The organism is Cryobacterium sp. 10I5, assembly GCF_035019865.1.
GTDB classification, from domain to species: Bacteria; Actinomycetota; Actinomycetes; order Actinomycetales; family Microbacteriaceae; genus Cryobacterium; species Cryobacterium breve_A.
This window is the reverse complement of sequence record NZ_JASJVI010000076.1, coordinates 1-19,348: the sequence shown is the minus strand read 5'-3', so window position 1 is coordinate 19,348 and position 19,348 is coordinate 1. Positions and strand designations below refer to the sequence as shown.

Sequence of the window (19,348 nt, the reverse complement as noted above, 5' to 3'; positions counted from 1 at the left end):
TCCCGTCCCCACCAGGATCCCCCGTCCGGAGTACGTCGGCCACCCGGCTCCCAGGCCGTTCACCGGCTCCGACGTGTACCCCGCTGCGAAGATCGAATTGATCCGTGAGGCCGGCCGGATCGCCGCTGAGGCGATCGAGGCGGTCGGCAGAGGCATCAGCCCCGGCGTGACCACCGAAGAGCTCGACCGCATCGGCCACCAGTTCCTGATCGAGCACGACGCGTACCCGTCAACGCTCGGCTACCGGGGCTACCCCAAGTCGCTGTGCAGCTCGGTGAACGAGGTCATCTGCCACGGCATCCCCGACACGACGGTCCTCGAAAACGGCGACATCGTCAACATCGACATCACCGCCTTCAAGAACGGCGTCCATGGAGACACGAACGTCACGTTCATCGTCGGCGAGGCGAGCGAGGCGGTCACGCTCCTCGTCGACCGCACGAGGGAGGCGCTCGCCCGCGGCATCAAGGCCGTCGCCCCCGGCCGCCAGGTCAACGTGATCGGCCGGACCATCGAGTCGTACGCGAAACGGTTCGGCTACGGCGTTGTGCGGGACTTCACCGGCCACGGCGTCGGCGAGGCGTTCCACTCCGGCCTGATCGTCCCCCACTACGACTCTGCCCCGCAGTACGACACCGTGATGGAGGTCGGCATGGTCTTCACGATCGAACCGATGCTCACCCTCGGCGGCACGGACTGGGACATGTGGGCGGATGACTGGACCGTGACGACCAGGGATAAGAGCATCACGGCGCAGTTCGAGCACACCCTCGTCGTCACCGAACGCGGCGCAGAGGTCTTGACTCTTCCCTAGACGATAGGTTTTCTACTATGAATTCTCAGACGGCCATCGGCATCGACATCGGCGGGACCGGAATCAAGGGGGCCCTCGTCGATCTTGCGACGGGCGCCCTGCTGACCGACCGGGTCAAGCTCCCCACACCCAAGGGCGGCCGTCCGGCCGACATCGTCGAGACGACCCGCGTCATCCTCGAAAGGGTCGGTGCCGCGGCGGGAGTGACGGATGTCCCCGTCGGCATCTGTTTCCCCGCCGTCGTCAGGCACGGCCGCACGATGTCCGCCGCCAACGTGTCCAAGAAGTGGATCGGCCTCGAGGCCTCCGCCCTGTTCGCGAGAAGCCTCGGCACGCCCGTCACGTTCGTGAACGACGCGGACGCAGCGGGGTACGCCGAATCCCAATTCGGCGCCGCACAGGGGGTGGATGGCGTGGTGATCCTGACCACGCTCGGCACCGGCATCGGCACGGCACTCCTGAACGACGGGGTCCTCGTACCCAACACCGAACTCGGTCACCTGCAGATCGACGGCGTCGACTACGAGACCCGCGCCTCCTACTCGGCACGGGAACGGGAGAACCTCTCCTGGTCGGCCTGGGCCACGCGGCTGCAGAAGTACTACTCGACCCTTGAGGCGCTCTTCTCCCCCGACCTGTTCGTCGTCGGCGGCGGCGTCTCCAAGCACCACGACGACTTCCTGCCGCTGCTCTCCCTGCACACGCCGATCGTCCCGGCCGCGCACAAGAACAACGCCGGCATCCTCGGTGCGGCAGCCCTCACGGTGCAGGACCTGAACTAGACCCGAACCGGGATCGCCCGGAGAAGGTGCGCGGCGCTGCCCTCGGGAGGGCGGCCCCATCGGTGGAAAAGGGGAATGGGCCGGCTGGTACGCCGGGTTCTGTCCCGGTTTTCACCGGGGACGGCCATCTATCTCGGGACTACGTTGCCGCAGCCCTCTAGCGGTCTACCCGGAAACTCGGCGAGCCGCCTTAGCGTTTCCTGTGTGACCTTGCTCCGGACGAGGTTTACCGAGCCGACCAGGTCACCCTGGCCTCTGGTGGTCTCTTACACCACCGTTTCACCCTTACCACCGAAAAACGGTGGCGGTCTACTTTCTGTGGCACTGTCTCGCGGGTTACCCCGGGTGGGTGTTACCCACCGCCCTGCTCTGTGGAGCCCGGACGTTCCTCGGCACCCGATCCCCCGAAGGGAACCGGCTGACGCGGCCGTCTTGCCGACCCATTCTTCGTCCCAGACTACAGGATCAGATTCCGGACTCCTCCGTGCGCACCAGGATCGCGCCGCAATCCGGGCAGAACAGCACCTCATCCGCCGCCGACGACCGCACGGACTCGAGGTCGCTTCCGGTGAGGGTGATGGTGCAGCCGCTGCAGGTGCGCTGGCGCAACAGGGCGGCGGCGTTGCCGTGGCCGCTGACGAAGAGCTTCTCGTAGAGGCTCGCCAGATCCGGCGCGATCGTGCCTGCGATCACGGCCCGGTCGCGGCGGAGTTCCTCGAGCTGGCGGTGCAGGGTGGCGAGGTCGGCGTCACGCGAGATCTCGGTCTCCTCGACGCGGGCGGCGAGAGCGTCGCGTTCGGCTTCGACGACCGCGACGGCCGCTTCCCGTTCCTCGAGGCGTTCCATCACGGCGATCTCGATCTCCTCGAGCGCCAGCAGCCGCTTGCGGAGAGCGGCGAGTTCGGTGTCAAGGGCCTGGACGTCCTTGACCGAGCTCGTGGCCTGCAGGCGTTCGTCGTCGCGCTTGATGCGCTTCTCGACGACCTCAACGTCGGATTCGATCCGGTTCAGTTCGAGGCGCACGTCCTCGACCTCACCGTGGAGGGACGTGAGGCTCATCCGGGTCTTGTCCGCGGTCGCGGCGAGTGCGATGAGTTCGGCGTGCTGGGCGAGCGCCCTGGTCTGGTGATCGACCTGCTGGAGCCTGATGTCGAGGGCCTGGAGCCGGAGAAGCTCCTTCTGCTCGATGGGGGATGCCTTCACTTGTGTCCTGACCTTCACGGGTATTGAGTTCGACCGGCCCTGTGGCCGGATACTGTCGGTGGGGTTGTGCAGGCTACTGCACGATGACGAAGTCCCACGGGTCCGTGCGCAGATCGCTCACGTCCACCCGCAGGCGCGGAAAAGCGTTCCTCAGCGCATCGGCGGCGGTGTCAAGCCACAACCACTCGCTCGCCCAGTGTGACACGTCGATCAGTGCGGGCGTGTTTCCGTCGAGCAGCGCCTGTTCCCGGGCTTCGGAGGCCGGGTGGTGTCTGAGGTCGGCGGTGATGAAGACATCCGCTGCCAGCACGGCCGGGTCCTTGAGCAGCGAGTCGCCCGCACCGCCGCACAGCGCGACCGTGCGGACCGGGGCGTTGTACTCGCCAGAGACCCGGATCCCGGACGCCGTCGCGGGGAGGATCGTCGCGAGGCGCCGGGCGAGTTGGCCGAGGGTGGTGGGAGTGGGGAGTTCCCCGACCCGCCCGATGCCGGTCCCCGGAACGGTCCCGGACGTGATCGGCTGGGCGTCCACGAGCCCGAGCCGGGTGGCGAAGACGTCGGAGACACCGTCGACGACGACGTCGGCATTCGTGTGCGCGGCGAGGAGTGCGCAGCCCGACCTGATCAGCCGGGCCAGGAGGGCGCCTTTGTACCGGTCTTCGGCGATGGACGTGACCCCGCGAAGAAGGAGCGGATGGTGGACGAGGAGGAGACCGACGCCGGTCTCGATCGCCTCATCCACGGTCGCGGAGACGGCGTCGACCGCGAGGAGCACGGAATCGACCCGGTTCGTGGGGTCGCCGCTCACGAGTCCCGGTGCATCCCACGTCTCTGCACCCGACAACGGCCAGAGCTCGTGGACGGTCCGGGTGATCTCTGCGAGCGAATAGGACACCCCGTCAGCCTACCCGTGAGCTCACTGCGCGGACGCCGGGGACCTGAGGCTCTCCTGCCGGCGAATCGCGGGAATGCCCGCGAGCAGGGGTGTTGCGAGGCCGAGGGCGAAGGCGATCAGGATGCCGGGGTGTGTCGCCGCGAACTCCCCCCTCGGGTCGATGCCCAGCGGTGCGAAGAGGTAGCCCTGCCACGCCGACCAGCCATCCCCCGGGACGAGGAGCCCCCAGCCGATCGCGCTGAAGACGACGAAGGCGGCCAGATTGACCCAGCGCACGTCCGCATACGCCCCACCGCGCTTGAGGAGACTACGGGTGTCGTAGCGATTGGCCCGCACGAACGTCTCGGCGGAGAACAGCCCCGACCAGGCCGCGACCGGGATCGCGAGTGTCAGCGGCACGGTGAGGAACGCCGCCCGGACGCCGAGTCCACCGAACGGCAGGAGGAGCAGTGCCGCACCGATCGCGGTGACCGCGACACCGGCGGCCCGCGGAACTCCCGAGGAGAGTGCGGCGGCTGCCAGGCCTCCCGAATACAGGGTCAGGATCAGTGCCGAGAGCACGGTCACCGTCCCGAGCAGAAGAAGAGGCCATTCGAGACCGGCGGGCAGGAGCGCAGCGAGGGTTCCGACCGGGTCCACGGCGAGGTCCGCACCCCGCTGGCTCTGTGATGAGACGAGCAGGGCTCCCCAGGCTGCGAGGACGAGGGCAGGCACCCCGAGCCCCGCGAAGAGCCAGAGGACCGCGGCCGATCCCGAGCCGGACCGTCCCTGATAGCGGGCAAGGTCTGCGCCGCTCGACGCCCAGGCCAGTCCGAGGTAGGCGAAGACGAGGGTGACCCCGCCCAGCACCATGAAGCCGCTTCCGTCCGGGACGGAGAGCGCCGCACCGATGTCGACGAGCCCGGCGGAGAGCACCATCACTGCGATCACCAGGGCGGCCCCCGCGACGGCGAGCACGGCCTGCACCGACCGAATCAGCGCATAGCCGAAGAGCGCGACCACGGTCGCCACGATGAGGACCGCAAGGGCGGCGAGCGGAACAGACCCGTCTCTGACCTCTCCCGAGATCCGCGTCGCTGGTCCGGTGGCCGCTGTCACTGCGCGGCCGAGGATCGCGAGCAGCAACGCTCCCCACGCCATGCGCACGAGCAGGGCGAACGCGGTGGGAACGAGGTTTCCGATCACGCCGAAGGTCGCACGCGACAGCATGACCATCGACTGGCCGTTGCGGCGGCCGGCGAGGGTTCCCAGGCCAAGGGGGATCAGGGAAAGCCCGATGCCGAGCACGGTCGCGAGCACGACCTGGCGGATGCTGAGACCGAGGTATGCCAGGCGCGCACCGACCGCGACGCTGACGACGGATGCGGTGACCGCGAACCAGAGGCGGAAGACCCGACTCGCTCGCCCGACCCGATTCACCACCGGGGTCGGCGCCTGCGCGTAGCGCTCGATCACGAGCCGCGGTTCCTCGGCGAGGGCGGCATCAACGAGGACGATTTCGTCGTCGTCGACCCGCGGGCTCGGTACCGGAGCGGCCACCCCTGTCGGCACGTCGTCGGCGTCGTCCGGCAGGTCGTCGTCGACTCCGAAGCCCACGATCTCGGTCGCAGCCGTCCGAGGCGCTCCCCCGTCCGGTGGCGCGATGCCGAGTTCGATCACGGCCGGAGACTCGACGGTGAGCGCGTCGTCGTCGCCTGGGGAGGACGGTTCGGCTGGAACGGGGCGATCGTGCCCCCTCGGGTACCTGTCGGACATGCCCCGAGTGTAGCCAGATGCCCGAAATCCGGGCAGGCCTACCAGCCGAGGGTGCCCGGCTCCCCCTTGAACGGCCCGACGACGCGGGAGGTGATCCAACCGCCATAGAAGGATCCGGCCTGCGGCCGGACCTCTTCGCCGTCGATCGTGCAGAGATCCATTCGCCCCGGATAAAGTGCGATCCGGCCCGCGAGGGCTTCGAACCCCGGCTCGGGCTCCGGATAGGTCCAGGCCGCGCCGACGGCGCGCGCCGCACCGGAGACGACGGTCAGGTAGGAGGCGGTTCCTTTGTATTCGCAGACCGAGCGGCCGGCCGCGGGAATGAGGGACCCCGGGAGGAAGGCGTCAGCTGGCAGGTAGTACGCCGGCGGGTGGCTGGTCTCGAGCACGCGGACGGCGTTCACGGTGCGGGCGATCTCGCGCCCACCGAACCGGATCACCACTTCATCGGAGACTGGTTCGATTCTGGGCGGGCGCGGGTAGTCCCACACCGATTCCTGGCCGGGACCCGGGACGACCCGGTCGCTGTGTGCGGATGTCATCGCACCATGGTAGCCGCGCTGCCCGGCGGCGGGCCCCTCGAATTCCCCGAGAGTACACTGCGGGCATGACGGAGAACATGATCGTTGCTGTCGACGGCGGGCCGGCCAGCGCCGCAGCCCTCGACTGGGCGCTGACCAGGTTGGTCGCCCGCTCGTCCGGTGGATCGTCCGCAGAGCCGATCGAGCTCGAACTCACGACCGTCGTCGAACTGGGTTGGTCTCCCCATGACGTCGCCGTGAGCTTCCAACCCGCCTACGAACGTGCGCTCGCCGCGGCCGCCAGGCACGTGGAGGAACGGATGCCGGGGTGCCGCAGGACGAGCTACATCCGGCACGGAGTTCCCGTAGACGAGCTGGTCAGGGCATCCGCTTCGGCGGATCTGCTGGTGATCGGCTCGAACAAGACCGGGCTCCTGGCCGGCGCCGTCTACGGGACGCTCCCCCTGCGCCTCGCGGCGCATGCGCACTGCCCGGTCGTCGTGGTTCCCGCGACGTGGCAGCCGCGAATCGGCCCGGTCGTCGTGGGCCTCGACAACGATCCCGCCGGCACCGAAGCCCTCGACTGGGCGGCCGACGAGGCGGTCAGGCTCGGGCGCGGCCTTCGGATCGTGCACTCCTGGTCGATCCCGATGACGGTTGCCGTCGACCTCGGTGCGACAGTGCCCTATGAAGACTTGCGTGCGGCCAATGCCGAGGCCCTCTCGACCGCTGCCCAGCGGGTGCGGGACACCCGTCCGGGACTCGACGTGGTCGAGATCCTTGAAACGGAACCGGCCGCCGCCGCGCTCGTCGACGCCTCCGGCCAGGCGGAACTGCTCGTGGTCGGTACGCACGGACGCGGCTCGGTCGGAAGCCTCATCCTGGGTTCGGTGAGCCACGACGTGCTGCTCAACCTGCCCTGTCCGGTCGCGGTCATTCCTCGTCGACCCGACGGGACCTAGCCAGAGGCGACGCAGCCACACGCGACGCAGTCACACGCGACGCAGAGGCGGGTAATGCTCAGTAGTCGAATTCGTCGAACTGGGGAGCATCGAGACCGTCACCGGTCCACCCGACCTGCGCAACGGCCATCGGAGCGAGAGCCTTCTTGCGCAGGCCCGCAGTGATGTCGGGGTCGACGAGTTCGCGGAAACCGGGCGGCGACGTGACGCTCGTCAACTGGCTCGCCGCCCCGATCAGGAACTGGGCCCGTCCGACCTGTCCGCTGTCGCCGAGGACGGGAATGTCCACGACTTCGACCTGGCCTCTGGTACTGAGCCTTTCGGCGTACTGCATGACCGCGTCGGCGAGGTCACTCCCGGTAACGACCGAACCCCCGGCATGGAATATGCGCTTCATCGTCTTCCCTCACTGCCTCAGTGGAATGTCCAAGTGCAGCCGGGGTCCGGGGCTCAGTCACAGTATATGCAGAACCGGTTCAGAGGCGAAGGGTTCGATCGACCACGGCCGCCGCCACTTCGGCGAGCGGCACGCTGTGGCTCCTGGCGTGACTCCGGAGCATCGTGAACGCCTCGCTCATGTCGACGTCGTGCATGAACGCGATGACGCCCTTGGCCTGCTCGATCACGACGCGGCTGCTGAGAGCGTGCTGCAGCTGTGCGCGCGCGATATCGCTCTCGCGGATCGCCCGTTCCTGCAGGATTCCGATCGTCGCCGTGTCCGCGAGGGCCTGGACCGTGCGCAGGTCCTCGGCGCCGAGTCCGCCGAAACGGTCCCAGAACAGGTTGAGCGACCCGATGGTCGTCGCTCGCAGGTGCATCGGAACGGCATGCATGGACAGGAATCCCTGTTCGAGTGCGCCCGCCCGGAAGACCGGCCACTTCGGGGCGACGAGGTCGAGGTCGGGAATGGCGACGGCGGCACCGGTCGTCACGCACTCGACGCAGGGGCCGGCGCCCGCTCGCAGCTGGAGGATTTCCACGAGCCGGGTGCGCTCGTTCGTCGAGGCCACGACCTCGAACTCACCGCGTCCGGCCACGAGGATGATGCCGACCGCCGATGCGCCGAAGAGGAGCGCGCACCGCTCGACGAGCGTTTGCAGGAGGTCGACGACGTCATAGCCGACGACGAGCGTGTCGGCCAGCGTGACGAAGGTCTCGACGAGCTGACCCTCCCGGGATTGTGTGACCATAATCTAATCCTAAGGTGAGAGGACCGTGGAGAAATCAATTTTCCGGGCGACCACATCGTGGGCGACGGACCGCACAGATCGTGCGTTCGAGAAAGCGTATCCACGCAGAAGCAGCAACGCATCCGCGGCGGACAGATCCAACTGGGCGAGGATCATTCCGGTGGCCTGGTGGATCACGCGGCGGGAGAATCCCTCGCCTTCCGGCTTCGTCGGGGCGGCCGGATCGGGTCCATCGACAGCGGTCCATTCCGAGTCGTTCTCGGCGGAACCGTAGCCCCGGAGCGCCCTGCGCAACACGACCCGTGCGACGATATCCGCGAGTCTCGTCGCGTCGGCGACGGCGTCCGGCGGCAGTGGACCGGCCACGAACGAGTAGAGGTCGACGGCGCCGATCTCAAGCGTTCCGATGGCGAGGGGGAAGGCGAACAGTCCCCCGACATCCGTTTCGCCGAGTGCCGCGCGGAACATCGGCCATGCCGCGTTCTGCTCAAGCCGGACGTCGGGAGAGAGGACCGGGCGCCTGGTCGCCAGCGCCCTCCAGCATGGTCCCTCGCCGAGATCGAACTGCAGTTCGTCGATCCGGGCGGCGAACGCGTCGCTCGCGCTGATCGTCTCCGTCCCGAACGGCGCACCGAGGGTGGAGATCGCCGCCCCGTCGACGGGGAGAACCCTCAGGAACGGAGCGCACAGCTCGGTGCCGGAGTCGTCCCACGCCTCGAGCTCCCTGGCGGCCGTATCGAATGCCTCACTACTAACGGGGCACACCGGGCGCACCCTTCGCTTCGGGGGCAGGCGTGTGCGGGTTGACCGGGACATCCGCTCGCAGATCACTCCACAGGAGAGCCACTGGCACACACGACCTTTCGGCTCCCGGAGGAGCGACCGGTTCACACGGGAGTCCCGGCAGGACTCACCGAATCATCTCAGCTTAACGTGTACCGCCAAATCCGGTGTCACCCGGGATACTACTTTCACGCACGCTTATGAACTTACTCACGCCCTGTGCACTTACTGGTGGGCCCTACCGGGCTCGAACCGATGACATCCACGGTGTAAACGTGGCGCTCTACCAACTGAGCTAAAGGCCCCTGCGATTCGACGATCGCCGAGGGTGAACCGACACCATTATACCGGTGCGACCGGCAGGCGGGTCACGCGGGCTGGAGTTCGCCGATCGCCGCGCGGTAGGCGTCGAGTGAACGCGCCTCGCCGGGGGCCGTGATGAAGCTCGCACGGATGATGCCGTTCGGGTCGATCAGGAAGGTCGCGCGGTTCGAGAAACCCTTTTCCTCGAGGAACACGCCGTATTCCTTGGCGACGGCCCCGTGAGGCCAGAAGTCGGCGAGGAGGTTGAATCCGTAGTTCTCCTGCTCACCCCACGCGCGCAGGGCATGGCGGGAGTCCACGGAGATGCCGAGGAGCTCGACGCCGCTGTTCTCGAACAGGCTCAGGTTGTCGCGCAGGGTGCACAACTCTCCGCTGCAGATTCCCGAGAACGCGAGAGGGAAGAAGACCAGCGCCACCGACTTGTCGCCGCGGTACTGGCTCAGCTGGATGTGCTCGCCGTACTGGTTGACCAATTCGAAGTCGGGTGCCTGGGTGTCGTTCTCCAGAGCCATAGTGCGTCCTTTCCTGCGTCAACCACCAGTGGCAAGCGCCGGAACAGCCTAGCCCCGGGCAGGGGGGAAACCTAGACAATTCTTTCGCTGACAGCGTTGTCCCCGAAGGGGCCGCGCGTGCACGGCGCACAGCTGGAATCTGTAGGCTGGCGTGGTGCCAGCGGTCCACAGGGACCGCTTTGCGGCACGCCTAACCAGGCACGGTCGCGTATCACACGACCTGCCCGATAGAGAGAGGTCGACTGTGACTGTCAACGACCAGGACCCATACTCGGTGAACAGCACGGATGCGGATCCGGAAGAGACGAAAGAGTGGTCCGAATCTCTGGACGCACTCGTGGCCGCCCAGGGACACGAACGCGGCCGTGAGATCATGCTGAGCCTGCTCAAACGATCCAAGGAACTGCACCTGGGCGTCCCCATGGTGCCCACCACGGACTACATCAACACGATCGCGGCCGGCAACGAGCCCGACTTCCCCGGCGACGAAGACATCGAGCGCCGCTACCGCGCCTGGATCCGCTGGAACGCAGCAGTGCTCGTGCACCGCGCCCAGCGACCCGGGATCTCCGTCGGCGGACACATCTCGACCTACGCCTCATCCGCCGCCCTCTACGAGGTCGGCTTCAACCACTTCTTCCGCGGTCAGGATCACCCGGGCGGCGGAGACCAGATCTTCATCCAGGGCCACGCCTCCCCCGGCACCTACGCCCGTGCGTTCCTCGAGGGTCGCCTGAGCGCGAACCAGCTCGACGGCTTCCGCCAGGAGAAGTCGCACGCGCCGCAGGGACTGTCCTCCTACCCGCACCCGCGCCTGATGCCGGAGTTCTGGCAGTTCCCGACGGTGTCGATGGGCCTCGGCCCGATCAACGCCATCTACCAGGCGCAGACCAACCGCTACCTCACCAACCGCGGGATCAAGGACGCGAGCGACCAGCAGGTCTGGGCGTTCCTCGGCGACGGCGAGATGGACGAGGTCGAAAGCCGCGGCCAGCTCCAGGTCGCAGCGAACGAGGGCCTCGACAACCTCAACTTCATCATCAACTGCAACCTGCAGCGCCTGGACGGACCGGTCCGCGGAAACGGGAAGATCATCCAGGAGCTCGAGAGCTTCTTCCGCGGTGCCGGCTGGAACGTCATCAAGGTCGTCTGGGGCCGCGAGTGGGACGATCTCCTCTCCCGCGACGTCGACGGAGCCCTGCTCAACCTCATGAACGTCACCCCCGACGGCGACTACCAGACGTACAAGGCCGAGAGCGGCGCCTACGTGCGTGAGAACTTCTTCGGCCGCGACCCGCGCGCCCTCAAGCTCGTCGAGGGCTACACCGACGACGAGATCTGGAACCTCAAGCGTGGTGGTCACGACTACCGCAAGGTCTACGCCGCGTTCAAGGCCGCATCGGAGCACAAGGGACAGCCGACCGTCATCCTCGCGAAGACCGTCAAGGGCTACGCCCTCGGCCCGAGCTTCGAGGGTCGCAACGCGACCCACCAGATGAAGAAGTTCACCCTCGAGAACCTGAAGACCTTCCGTGACAGCACCCACATGCCGATCACGGATGCCCAGCTCGAGGAGAACCCCTACCTCCCGCCGTACTACCGTCCGGACGAGAACGACGAGGCGATCCAGTACCTGCACGAACGCCGCCGCGCCCTCGGCGGCTACGTGCCGGAACGCCGCAGCAAGTACACCCAGGTCAACCTCCCGCAGGACTCGACGTACGCGCCGACCCTGAAGGGCTCCGGCACCCAGGAGATCGCCACGACGATGGCGTTCGTCCGCCTGCTCAAGGAACTCTTGCGCGCCAAGGACTTCGGCAACCGCATCGTCCCGATCATCCCGGACGAGGCCCGCACCTTCGGCATCGACGCGTTCTTCCCGAACGCCAAGATCTACAACCCGAACGGCCAGCAGTACACGTCCGTCGACCACGCCCAGCTGCTCGCGTACAAGGAGAGCCCGCAGGGCCAGATCCTGCACGTCGGCATCAACGAGGCCGGCGCGATGGCCGCGTTCACGAACGTCGGAACCACATACGCCACCCAGGGCGAGCCGCTCATCCCGATCTACGTCTTCTACTCGATGTTCGGGTTCCAGCGCACCGGCGACGCCATGTGGGCCGCCGGGGACCAGATGGCCCGCGGCTTCATGATCGGAGCCACCGCCGGTCGCACGACCCTGACCGGTGAAGGACTGCAGCACGCCGACGGCCACTCGCCGCTCCTCGCATCCACGAACCCCGCCGTCGTGTCTTACGACCCGGCGTACGGGTACGAGATCGCGCACATCGTGCGTTCCGGTCTCGAGCGGATGTACGGCGGCCTGCACGACGACCCGAACGTCATGTACTACATCACCGTGTACAACGAGCCGGCCGTGCAGCCGGCCGAGCCGGACGAGGTGGACGTCGACGGCATCGTCCACGGCATCCACCGGATCAACCACTCACAGGTCACCGGACCGAAGGCCCAGCTCCTGGCCTCCGGCGTCGCGGTGCCGTGGGCACTCGAGGCGCAGGCCCTGCTTGCCTCCGACTGGGGCGTCTCGGCCGATGTCTGGTCCGTCACCTCCTGGGCCGAACTGCGCAGGGACGGCATGCGCGTCGAGGAGCACAACTTCCTCAACCCCGACCAGGGCCCGCAGGTGCCGTACGTCACGAAGAAGCTCGCGGGAGCGGCCGGCCCGTTCATCGCGGTCAGCGACTTCATGCACGCCGTGCCCGACCAGATCCGCCAGTTCATCCCCGGCGATTTCGCCACCCTCGGAGCCGACGGCTTCGGGTTCTCGGACACCCGCCCTGCGGCCCGCCGGTTCTTCAAGATCGACGGACCGTCCATGGTCGTGCGCACCCTCGAGATGCTCGCCCACCGCGGCGAGATCGACAAGGCGGTCGTCGGCCAGGCCATCGAGAAGTACCAGCTGCACGACGTGACCGCTGGTACAACGGGCTCCGCCGGGGGCGAGAGCTAACCCGACTGTGGCCCCGGCACCGAAGACGAAGGAACAGACGCTCGCCTGGTTGCGCACCATCTCAGGAGAGCTGTCCACAGCGACCCTGAAACGACTCGAGGACACGCTGCCCTGGTACGGCGATATGCCGCCAGGACGGCGTTCCTCGGTCGGGCTGGTCGCCCAGGCGGGCATCACCTCCTTCATCGCATGGTTCGACGACCCGAAATCCACCCCGTGGATCGCGGCTGACGTCTTCGGTGCCGCCCCGAGGGAGCTGTTGCGCTCGGTGAGCCTGCAACAGACCCTCCAGCTCATCCGGGTCTCCGTCGAGGTCGTCGAGGAACGCGTCAAGGACGGCGGCGAGATCCTCCGCGAGGCGATCCTGCTCTACTCCCGCGAGATCGCCTTCGGGGCGGCGGATGTCTACGCGCGCGCCGCAGAGGCACGCGGGCTCTGGGACGTGCGACTCGAGGCCCTCGTGGTCGACTCGATCCTCAGCGGCGAGTATGACGACGAACTGCCGAGCCGGATCGCGGCACTCGGCTGGCACGGTCACGGCGAGGTCTGCGTGCTCGTCGGTACCACCCCGAAGATGCTCGACGTCGACCAGCTGCGCCGCTCCGCGCGGCACATGGCGGCGGATGTGCTGATCGGGGTGCAGGGCAACCGGCTCGTTCTCGTGATCGGTCGCGCGCACCCCGCCTCGGCGGACGCCGAGGACACCGTCGGGACGGCATCCGCCCTCACCTTCATGGAGATCGCGGTGCAACTGGAACCGAGTTTCGGCGCAGGGCACCTCGTGCTCGGACACGAAGTACCGAACCTCGTCGACGCCTCCAAGAGTGCGAAGGCGGCCCTGGCCGGCTTCGCGGTCGCCCGGTCCTGGCGGAACGCGCCACGCCCAGTCCAGGCGGACGACCTGCTCCCGGAGCGCGCCCTCGCGGGCGACCCGCTCGCCCGGGCCACGCTCATCCACCGCATCTACCGGCCGCTGCAGGCGCACTCGACCGAACTACTCACCACGCTGTGGTGCTACCTCGACAACGGCCGCTCGCTCGAAGCGACCGCCCGGGAGCTCTTCGTGCACCCCAACACCGTGCGCTACCGCCTGAAGCGTGTCTCCGAGGTCATCGGCTACGACGCGACGGGCGCCCGTGAGGCACTCATCCTGCAGTCGGCGCTCATCCTCGGATCGATCAGCGACCACGACGGCTCTACCCGTCGACGCTGACACCCCTCGTTTGCCCGGTTTCTGCGGGAACCCACAAACGTTTTTCGGATACTTGGTCGATCATCGACACTCCGCGGCGAAATGACCTTGGGAGACTAGGGGAATGATTGTTGTCGTCTGTCCCGGACAGGGCTCACAAACCCCCGGTTTCCTCGTCCCCTGGCTTGAAGACCCCGCTTTTGCGGCCGGACTCGACGCGATGTCCGCCGCGAGCGGACTCGACCTCGTCGCCCACGGGACGGTCAGCGACGCCGACACCATCCGCGACACGGCCGTCGCCCAACCCCTGATCGTCGCCGCCGGCATCCTCACCGTGCGTACGCTCTTCGCCGCCGGACGCGGCGACCGCATCGCGGGAATCGCGGGGCACTCGGTCGGCGAGATCACCGCCGCAGCCGGGGCGGGCATCCTGAGCGATGCCGACGCCCTCGGGTTCGTGCGGGAACGCGGCGTGGCGATGGCCGAGGCCGCAGCCCTCGAACCGTCCGGAATGAGCGCGGTTCTCGGCGGCGACGAAGCCGAGCTTCTCGCCCTTCTCACCGAACTCGGGCTCGAACCGGCCAACTTCAACGGCGGCGGCCAGGTCGTCGTCGCCGGCGCGATCGACGCACTCGCCCGTCTCGCCGCCGCTCCCCCCGCCCGGTCCCGCGTCATTCCCCTGCAGGTCGCCGGTGCATTCCACACCCGGTATATGCAGCCTGCCGTCGCCTCGCTCGCCGCGGTCGCCGCGCGCCTCACCCCGTCGAACCCGACCCTGCCGATCTGGACCAACCGGGACGGCAGTCAAGTCGTCGACGGCGCGCGGTTCGTCGGATATCTCGTCGACCAGGTCTCCTCGCCGGTACGGTGGGATATGTGCATGCAGTCTTTCGAGGCCGCCGGCGTGACCGGAATCATCGAGGTCGCGCCAGCAGGCGCCCTTGTCGGCCTTGCCAAGCGTGCACTCAAAGGCGTACCCAGCGTCGCGATCAAGACCCCGGACGATCTGCCCGCCGCGTTTGCACTGATCGACCAGCAGTAAGCCCGACGGAAAGAGACCATGACCAAGCCCACACTCAAGCAGTCGCACGGCCCCGCGTTCACGCGCATCATGTCGGTCGGCGCCGCCCGCGGTGACCTGACCGTGCCCAACGACGACCTGGTCGGTCCGATCGATTCCTCCGACGAGTGGATCCAGCAGCGCACCGGCATCATCAGCCGCACCCGGGCAAGCCGGGACGTGCTCGCCGTCGACCTCGCTGAGATCGCCGCCAACGAGGCCATCGAGAAGTCCGGCATCGACCCGACCCTGATCGACGCGGTCATCGTCGCAACCATCAGCAACGGCCGCCAGACGCCGTCGATGGCCGCCGTCCTCGCCGACAAGGTCGGCGCGAACCCCGCCGCCGCGTACGACATCAACGCCGCCTGTGCGGGATACGCCTATGCGGTCGCCCAGGCCGACGCCCTCATCCGCACCGGGGTCGCGCACTACGCACTCGTGGTCGGAGCGGAGAAGCTGTCCGACCTCGTGGACCCGACCGACCGCAGCATCTCCTTCCTGCTCGGCGACGGCGCAGGCGCCGTCGTCATCGGCCCCAGCGACTTCCCCGGCATCTCGAGCACGGTCTGGGGGTCGGACGGCTCCAAGGCCGGCGCCATCCAGATGAACCACACCCTGCAGGAATACCACCGCGGCGAATCCGAATGGCCGACCCTCCGCCAGGAGGGCCAGACAGTCTTCCGCTGGGCCGTATGGGACATGGCCAAGGTCGCCAAGCAGGCCCTCGAGGCCGCAGGCGTGACGAGCGCCGATCTCGCAGCCTTCATCCCACACCAGGCCAACATGCGCATCATCGACGAGTTCGCGAAGCTCTTGAAGCTTCCCGAGTCCGTGATCATCGCGCGCGATATCGCCACAACGGGAAACACCTCCTCGGCATCGATCCCGATCGCCACGCACACCCTGCTTGCCGAACACCCGGAGCTCAGCGGCGGTCTCGCCCTGCAGATCGGCTTCGGCGCCGGACTGGTGTTCGGCGCGCAGGTCGTCGTGCTCCCGTAGTTTTCCCATACCGCCTCTAAACTGAATCTCGGTCATACGAGACACCCCAAGGAGAAAAAATGGCATTGTCCACCGAAGAAGTACTGTCCGGCCTCGCTGAGCTCATCAATGATGAGACCGGCATTGCGGCTGACACGGTTGAGATGGGTAAGTCGTTCACCGACGACCTCGACATCGATTCCATCTCGATGATGACCATTGTCGTCAACGCAGAAGAGAAGTTCGACGTGAAGATCCCCGACGAAGAGGTCAAGAACCTTAAGACCGTCGGCGACGCCGTCGACTTCATCGTCAAGGCCCAGGACTAAAACCACCGAGAGCAGGCCGGCCGGCATTGCCGACCGGCCTGGTCTGTGGGCTTCGCCCGCCGTTTTGACGTACCACGGAGAGTTGCATATGACCAAGAAGATCGTTATCACCGGAATCGGTGCGACCTCCCCTCTCGGAGGCACCGCCGCCGAGACCTGGGCTGCGCTGTTGAACGGCGAGTCCGGAGCCACCACCCTCGAGCAGGAATGGGTCGCTCGCACCCAGCTGCCCATCACCTTCGCCGCACAGGCGAAGGTCCCCGCCAGCGAGGTCCTCGCCCGGCACGAGATCAAGCGTCTCGACCCCTCGAGCCAGTTCGCGCTGATCGCCGGCCGTGAGGCCTGGGCGGATGCCGGATCTCCCGGAGTCGAACCCGACCGGCTCGCTGTCGACTGGGCCACCGGTATCGGCGGTGTGTGGACACTCCTCGACGCGTGGGACACCCTGCGCGAACGCGGTCCTCGCCGCGTCCTGCCGATGACCGTCCCGATGCTGATGCCGAACGGGCCCGCCGCGGCAATCGGCATGGACCTGCACGCCCGCGCCGGCATCACGACCGTCGTGTCCGCTTGCGCGTCGAGCACGGAATCCCTCGTCAACGCCTATGACCGGCTCCAGGCCGGCCGCGCCGACGTCGTCATCGCCGGTGGCTCGGAAGCCGCGATCCACCCGCTGCCGATCGCGTCCTTCTCGGCGATGCAGGCGCTCTCGAAGCGGAACGATGACCCTGGACACGCCTCGCGCCCGTACGACGTGTCGCGCGACGGCTTCGTGCTCGGCGAGGGTGCGGCTGCGCTCGTCGTCGAAACCGAAGAGCACGCCAAGGCCCGCGGTGCGCACATCTACGCCGAACTGCTCGGCGGTGCCGTCACAAGTGACGCGTACCACATCACGGCTCCCGACCCCGAGGGTTCGGCGGCGGCCCGGGCCATGATCACCGCCATCCGCAACGCCGGCGCCGACCTCGGCGACGTCGCCCACATCAATGCGCACGCGACAAGCACGCCGGTCGGAGACATCGCGGAGTACAACGCGCTCCGGCGGGTGTTCGGCGACCTGCTCGAGGGCATCCCCGTTTCCGCGACAAAGGCATCCACCGGGCACCTGCTCGGTGGGGCCGGAGCGATCGAGGCGTTCTTCACCGTGATGGCGCTCTCGACGCGGACCGCCCCGCCGACGATCAACCTCGTCGAACAGGACCCGGCCATTCCGCTCGACGTCGTGACCTCACCGCGCACCCTGCCCGGCGGTAATCTCCTCGCGATCAGCAACTCGTTCGGATTTGGCGGCCACAACGCCGTCGTTGCGTTCCGCTCGGTCTAGTCGGCACGCTCGAACAAGCCGGACGTTCGTCCCGGCACCAGGCTCGGCCCTTCGGGGTCGGGCCTGTTCCCGTTTCCGCCCCGGTCTCGTGTCGATCCGGACCGGTCAGCCGACCTTGTGCAACCAGACCACGGAATTGAAGTCGCTCGCGGTGCGGAACGGCTCGAGTTCGTCGTCCCAGGCCTGGCCGAGGGCCAGGCGCAGTTCACGATGCAGTTCGAGGGCGTTCGCACCGGCGATCTCCATCGCGTAACGGATCCGGTCCTCCGGGATCACGATGTTCCCGACGGTGTCGGTCTGGGCGAAGAAGATGCCCAGCCCCGGCGTGTGCAGCCAGCGCCCGCCATCGACGCCGAAGCCGGCGTCCTCGGTCACTTCGAAGCGCAGGTGATCCCAACCGAGCAGGGCGGATGCGAGGCGCGCTCCGGTTCCCGGGACGCCCTCCCAGTAGTATTCGGCGCGCTGCGAGCCGCTGAGCACCGGCTGGTCGGACCAGTCGAAGTTCACGGCCTCGCCGAGGGCGCGCCCGACCGCCCACTCCACATGCGGGCTGAGCGCCCGTGGCGACGAATGCACCAAAAGCACCCCTCGCGCTGTTGGTGGCTGGCGCGCAGGTATTGCTGTCATCGATTTCTCCGTTCTGTGAGGTGCGTCTTCCCCAACGACCTCAGAACTGCGGATTCAATACGATGCAAGCGAGTGTGAACTTGTCGCTACGACGGAATCGCTCCCGTCTCCTTGGATTATGCCTCAGCCGCCTGTGGGTATTCAAGGAGGATCGAGTTATTTGTTCCCGCCATGACACTCGGCTCGCGCGTCTCTCCCGGTGACATGGTTCGCTATACTCGGTATAGTTATCTCTCGCTTCGGAGGCCCGGTGTCGGTACGCAGTTGTCTGCTTGTGATCCTGTCGATCGGTCCTGCCTACGGATTCCAACTTCACGCTGAGCTCAGTTCCCGAACAGCCGGTCGCCGGAACGTGAACGCCGGCCAGGTCTACGGAACGCTCGAACGACTCGTGAAACAGGGTGTCGTGGAATCGGCAGGGACCACCGACGATGGACTCCCCCTGTACCGGGCGACAGCGACCGGCTTGGGCGAAGCATCCGCCTGGCTCACTGCGACCGAGAGTGCCGTCGGCGAAGAATGGAACGACCTCGTCGACCGGGTACTGCTCGCCTCGTCACTCCCCGATTCGGACGTTCTCGGCATCATCGCCCGCTACCGGAAACACTGGCAGGCCGACCTCACGGCCTCGGGTTCCGCCGCAGAACACGACGCCGCACTTGCCGCAGTGCACGGCGGGAAGCTCCGACCGGGTTCCGGGCAGGACCTGCTCTGCTCGGCTGCGCGGCAGGCCCTCGCGACCGCGGCACTCGCCTGGCTCGACAGCAGTGAGCGCGCCCTCGTCGCCGCCCCTGGGGAATTCGGACACGGCCTCAATCTTCAGAAACCTCGGCGCGGCCGACGGCCGGCCGTTGCAGCGTAGCTCGATCACGGCGTTCAGTCGGGTAGAAGTTATCCACAAAAATCCCTAAGGACCGGGCTATCCACAGGTGGTTCGTGGGGTGGCGGATGTCCCGGGAATGTCGGTGGTGGTCCGTAGAGTGACCGGCATGACAGCTGAAGAACCCTCAGAATCGCATCTGGAAAGCCCGGTGGACAGCGCGGTGGACAGCACGGCGGAACCCCCGCCCGGGACCCCTCCCGACCCAGACCTCAACGCTCGACACCTCGGCCTCGTGGA

General features: G+C 67.4%; 19 protein-coding genes, 1 tRNA gene and 1 other RNA gene. 10 read left to right on the top strand and 11 right to left on the bottom strand.

Annotated features, from left to right (window positions below; genetic code table 11):
* Positions 1-814: type I methionyl aminopeptidase (map, locus tag QN350_RS15575; RefSeq protein ID WP_323516905.1), on the top strand; the 814-nt coding region annotated here is incomplete at its 5' end.
* 17 nt (positions 815-831) lie between these two features.
* Positions 832-1,596, top strand: coding sequence for a polyphosphate--glucose phosphotransferase (gene ppgK, locus QN350_RS15570; protein WP_281534934.1), 765 nt, complete (start codon positions 832-834; stop codon positions 1,594-1,596).
* A 72-nt stretch (positions 1,597-1,668) separates the two neighbouring features.
* On the opposite strand, the gene rnpB is transcribed toward ppgK, so the two are convergent.
* From rnpB to QN350_RS15545, 5 genes are all read right to left on the bottom strand, one after another.
* An RNA gene (gene rnpB / locus QN350_RS15565) (RNase P RNA component class A) lies at positions 1,669-2,039 on the bottom strand.
* Positions 2,040-2,061: 22 nt separating this feature from the next.
* A complete protein-coding gene (locus QN350_RS15560) occupies positions 2,062-2,799 on the bottom strand; it encodes a zinc ribbon domain-containing protein (RefSeq protein WP_322139832.1) in 738 nt (245 codons plus the stop codon).
* Between the two features lie 73 nt (positions 2,800-2,872).
* The gene (locus tag QN350_RS15555; protein WP_322139831.1) at positions 2,873-3,694 is read right to left on the bottom strand and encodes a Nif3-like dinuclear metal center hexameric protein; all 822 of its coding nucleotides are present in this window, start codon (positions 3,692-3,694) and stop codon (positions 2,873-2,875) included.
* A 21-nt stretch (positions 3,695-3,715) separates the two neighbouring features.
* Positions 3,716-5,449, bottom strand: a complete 1,734-nt coding sequence (locus QN350_RS15550; protein ID WP_322139830.1) for a purine-cytosine permease family protein — start codon at positions 5,447-5,449, stop codon at positions 3,716-3,718.
* 38 nt (positions 5,450-5,487) lie between these two features.
* Complete coding sequence (locus QN350_RS15545; protein ID WP_322139829.1) at positions 5,488-5,991, bottom strand: DUF427 domain-containing protein; 504 nt, start codon at positions 5,989-5,991, stop codon at positions 5,488-5,490.
* A 65-nt stretch (positions 5,992-6,056) separates the two neighbouring features.
* On the opposite strand from QN350_RS15545, the gene QN350_RS15540 reads away from it, so the two are divergent.
* Entirely contained in the window at positions 6,057-6,932 is an 876-nt protein-coding gene (locus QN350_RS15540; protein ID WP_323516904.1) for a universal stress protein, read from the top strand.
* Positions 6,933-6,990: 58 nt separating this feature from the next.
* Here the strand turns inward: QN350_RS15540 and QN350_RS15535 are convergent, their stop codons facing one another.
* The 5 genes from QN350_RS15535 to QN350_RS15515 form a co-directional block, all read right to left on the bottom strand.
* Complete coding sequence (locus QN350_RS15535; RefSeq protein WP_322139827.1) at positions 6,991-7,329, bottom strand: hypothetical protein; 339 nt, start codon at positions 7,327-7,329, stop codon at positions 6,991-6,993.
* 79 nt (positions 7,330-7,408) lie between these two features.
* Complete coding sequence (locus QN350_RS15530) at positions 7,409-8,122, bottom strand: GAF and ANTAR domain-containing protein (RefSeq protein WP_322139826.1); 714 nt, start codon at positions 8,120-8,122, stop codon at positions 7,409-7,411.
* Positions 8,123-8,131: 9 nt separating this feature from the next.
* Entirely contained in the window at positions 8,132-8,887 is a 756-nt protein-coding gene (locus QN350_RS15525) for a GAF domain-containing protein (protein ID WP_323507864.1), read from the bottom strand.
* A 247-nt stretch (positions 8,888-9,134) separates the two neighbouring features.
* Positions 9,135-9,210: transfer RNA gene (locus tag QN350_RS15520), tRNA-Val, on the bottom strand.
* Positions 9,211-9,273: 63 nt separating this feature from the next.
* Entirely contained in the window at positions 9,274-9,741 is a 468-nt protein-coding gene (locus tag QN350_RS15515) for a peroxiredoxin (RefSeq protein WP_281534924.1), read from the bottom strand.
* 244 nt (positions 9,742-9,985) lie between these two features.
* On the opposite strand from QN350_RS15515, the gene aceE reads away from it, so the two are divergent.
* From aceE to QN350_RS15485, 6 genes are all read left to right on the top strand, one after another.
* Positions 9,986-12,712: a pyruvate dehydrogenase (acetyl-transferring), homodimeric type gene (gene aceE / locus QN350_RS15510; protein ID WP_323516903.1), complete on the top strand. Its 2,727-nt coding sequence runs from the start codon at positions 9,986-9,988 to the stop codon at positions 12,710-12,712.
* Between the two features lie 7 nt (positions 12,713-12,719).
* The gene (locus tag QN350_RS15505) at positions 12,720-13,925 is read left to right on the top strand and encodes a PucR family transcriptional regulator (RefSeq protein ID WP_134531774.1); all 1,206 of its coding nucleotides are present in this window, start codon (positions 12,720-12,722) and stop codon (positions 13,923-13,925) included.
* Positions 13,926-14,028: 103 nt separating this feature from the next.
* Entirely contained in the window at positions 14,029-14,946 is a 918-nt protein-coding gene (locus tag QN350_RS15500) for an ACP S-malonyltransferase (protein WP_322139823.1), read from the top strand.
* Positions 14,947-14,964: 18 nt separating this feature from the next.
* Positions 14,965-15,969 carry a beta-ketoacyl-ACP synthase III gene (locus tag QN350_RS15495; RefSeq protein WP_281534923.1) on the top strand — a complete coding sequence of 335 codons (1,005 nt, stop codon included), beginning with the start codon at positions 14,965-14,967 and terminating at the stop codon, positions 15,967-15,969.
* Positions 15,970-16,028: 59 nt separating this feature from the next.
* A complete protein-coding gene (locus tag QN350_RS15490) occupies positions 16,029-16,277 on the top strand; it encodes an acyl carrier protein (protein WP_134446473.1) in 249 nt (82 codons plus the stop codon).
* A gap of 88 nt (positions 16,278-16,365) precedes the next feature.
* Positions 16,366-17,601: a beta-ketoacyl-[acyl-carrier-protein] synthase family protein gene (locus QN350_RS15485; RefSeq protein ID WP_322139822.1), complete on the top strand. Its 1,236-nt coding sequence runs from the start codon at positions 16,366-16,368 to the stop codon at positions 17,599-17,601.
* Positions 17,602-17,706: 105 nt separating this feature from the next.
* Here QN350_RS15485 and QN350_RS15480 read toward each other — a convergent pair whose 3' ends face one another.
* Positions 17,707-18,228, bottom strand: coding sequence for a DUF3145 domain-containing protein (locus QN350_RS15480; RefSeq protein WP_322139821.1), 522 nt, complete (start codon positions 18,226-18,228; stop codon positions 17,707-17,709).
* 250 nt (positions 18,229-18,478) lie between these two features.
* Between QN350_RS15480 and QN350_RS15475 the strand changes: the two genes are divergently transcribed.
* Positions 18,479-19,090 carry a PadR family transcriptional regulator gene (locus tag QN350_RS15475; protein WP_322139820.1) on the top strand — a complete coding sequence of 204 codons (612 nt, stop codon included), beginning with the start codon at positions 18,479-18,481 and terminating at the stop codon, positions 19,088-19,090.
* Positions 19,091-19,348 lie beyond the last annotated feature (258 nt).

Excerpts from the sequence above, each read along its gene's own strand:
- ppgK (WP_281534934.1), top strand. The coding sequence starts at position 832 with ATGAATTCTCAGACGGCCATCGGCATCGACATCGGCGGGACCGGAATC.
- QN350_RS15550 (WP_322139830.1), bottom strand. The coding sequence starts at position 5,449 with ATGTCCGACAGGTACCCGAGGGGGCACGATCGCCCCGTTCCAGCCGAA.
- QN350_RS15545 (WP_322139829.1), bottom strand. The coding sequence starts at position 5,991 with ATGACATCCGCACACAGCGACCGGGTCGTCCCGGGTCCCGGCCAGGAA.
- QN350_RS15540 (WP_323516904.1), top strand. The coding sequence starts at position 6,057 with ATGACGGAGAACATGATCGTTGCTGTCGACGGCGGGCCGGCCAGCGCC.
- QN350_RS15535 (WP_322139827.1), bottom strand. The coding sequence starts at position 7,329 with ATGAAGCGCATATTCCATGCCGGGGGTTCGGTCGTTACCGGGAGTGAC.
- QN350_RS15530 (WP_322139826.1), bottom strand. The coding sequence starts at position 8,122 with ATGGTCACACAATCCCGGGAGGGTCAGCTCGTCGAGACCTTCGTCACG.
- QN350_RS15515 (WP_281534924.1), bottom strand. The coding sequence starts at position 9,741 with ATGGCTCTGGAGAACGACACCCAGGCACCCGACTTCGAATTGGTCAAC.
- QN350_RS15500 (WP_322139823.1), top strand. The coding sequence starts at position 14,029 with ATGATTGTTGTCGTCTGTCCCGGACAGGGCTCACAAACCCCCGGTTTC.
- QN350_RS15495 (WP_281534923.1), top strand. The coding sequence starts at position 14,965 with ATGACCAAGCCCACACTCAAGCAGTCGCACGGCCCCGCGTTCACGCGC.
- QN350_RS15490 (WP_134446473.1), top strand. The coding sequence starts at position 16,029 with ATGGCATTGTCCACCGAAGAAGTACTGTCCGGCCTCGCTGAGCTCATC.
- QN350_RS15485 (WP_322139822.1), top strand. The coding sequence starts at position 16,366 with ATGACCAAGAAGATCGTTATCACCGGAATCGGTGCGACCTCCCCTCTC.
- QN350_RS15480 (WP_322139821.1), bottom strand. The coding sequence starts at position 18,228 with ATGACAGCAATACCTGCGCGCCAGCCACCAACAGCGCGAGGGGTGCTT.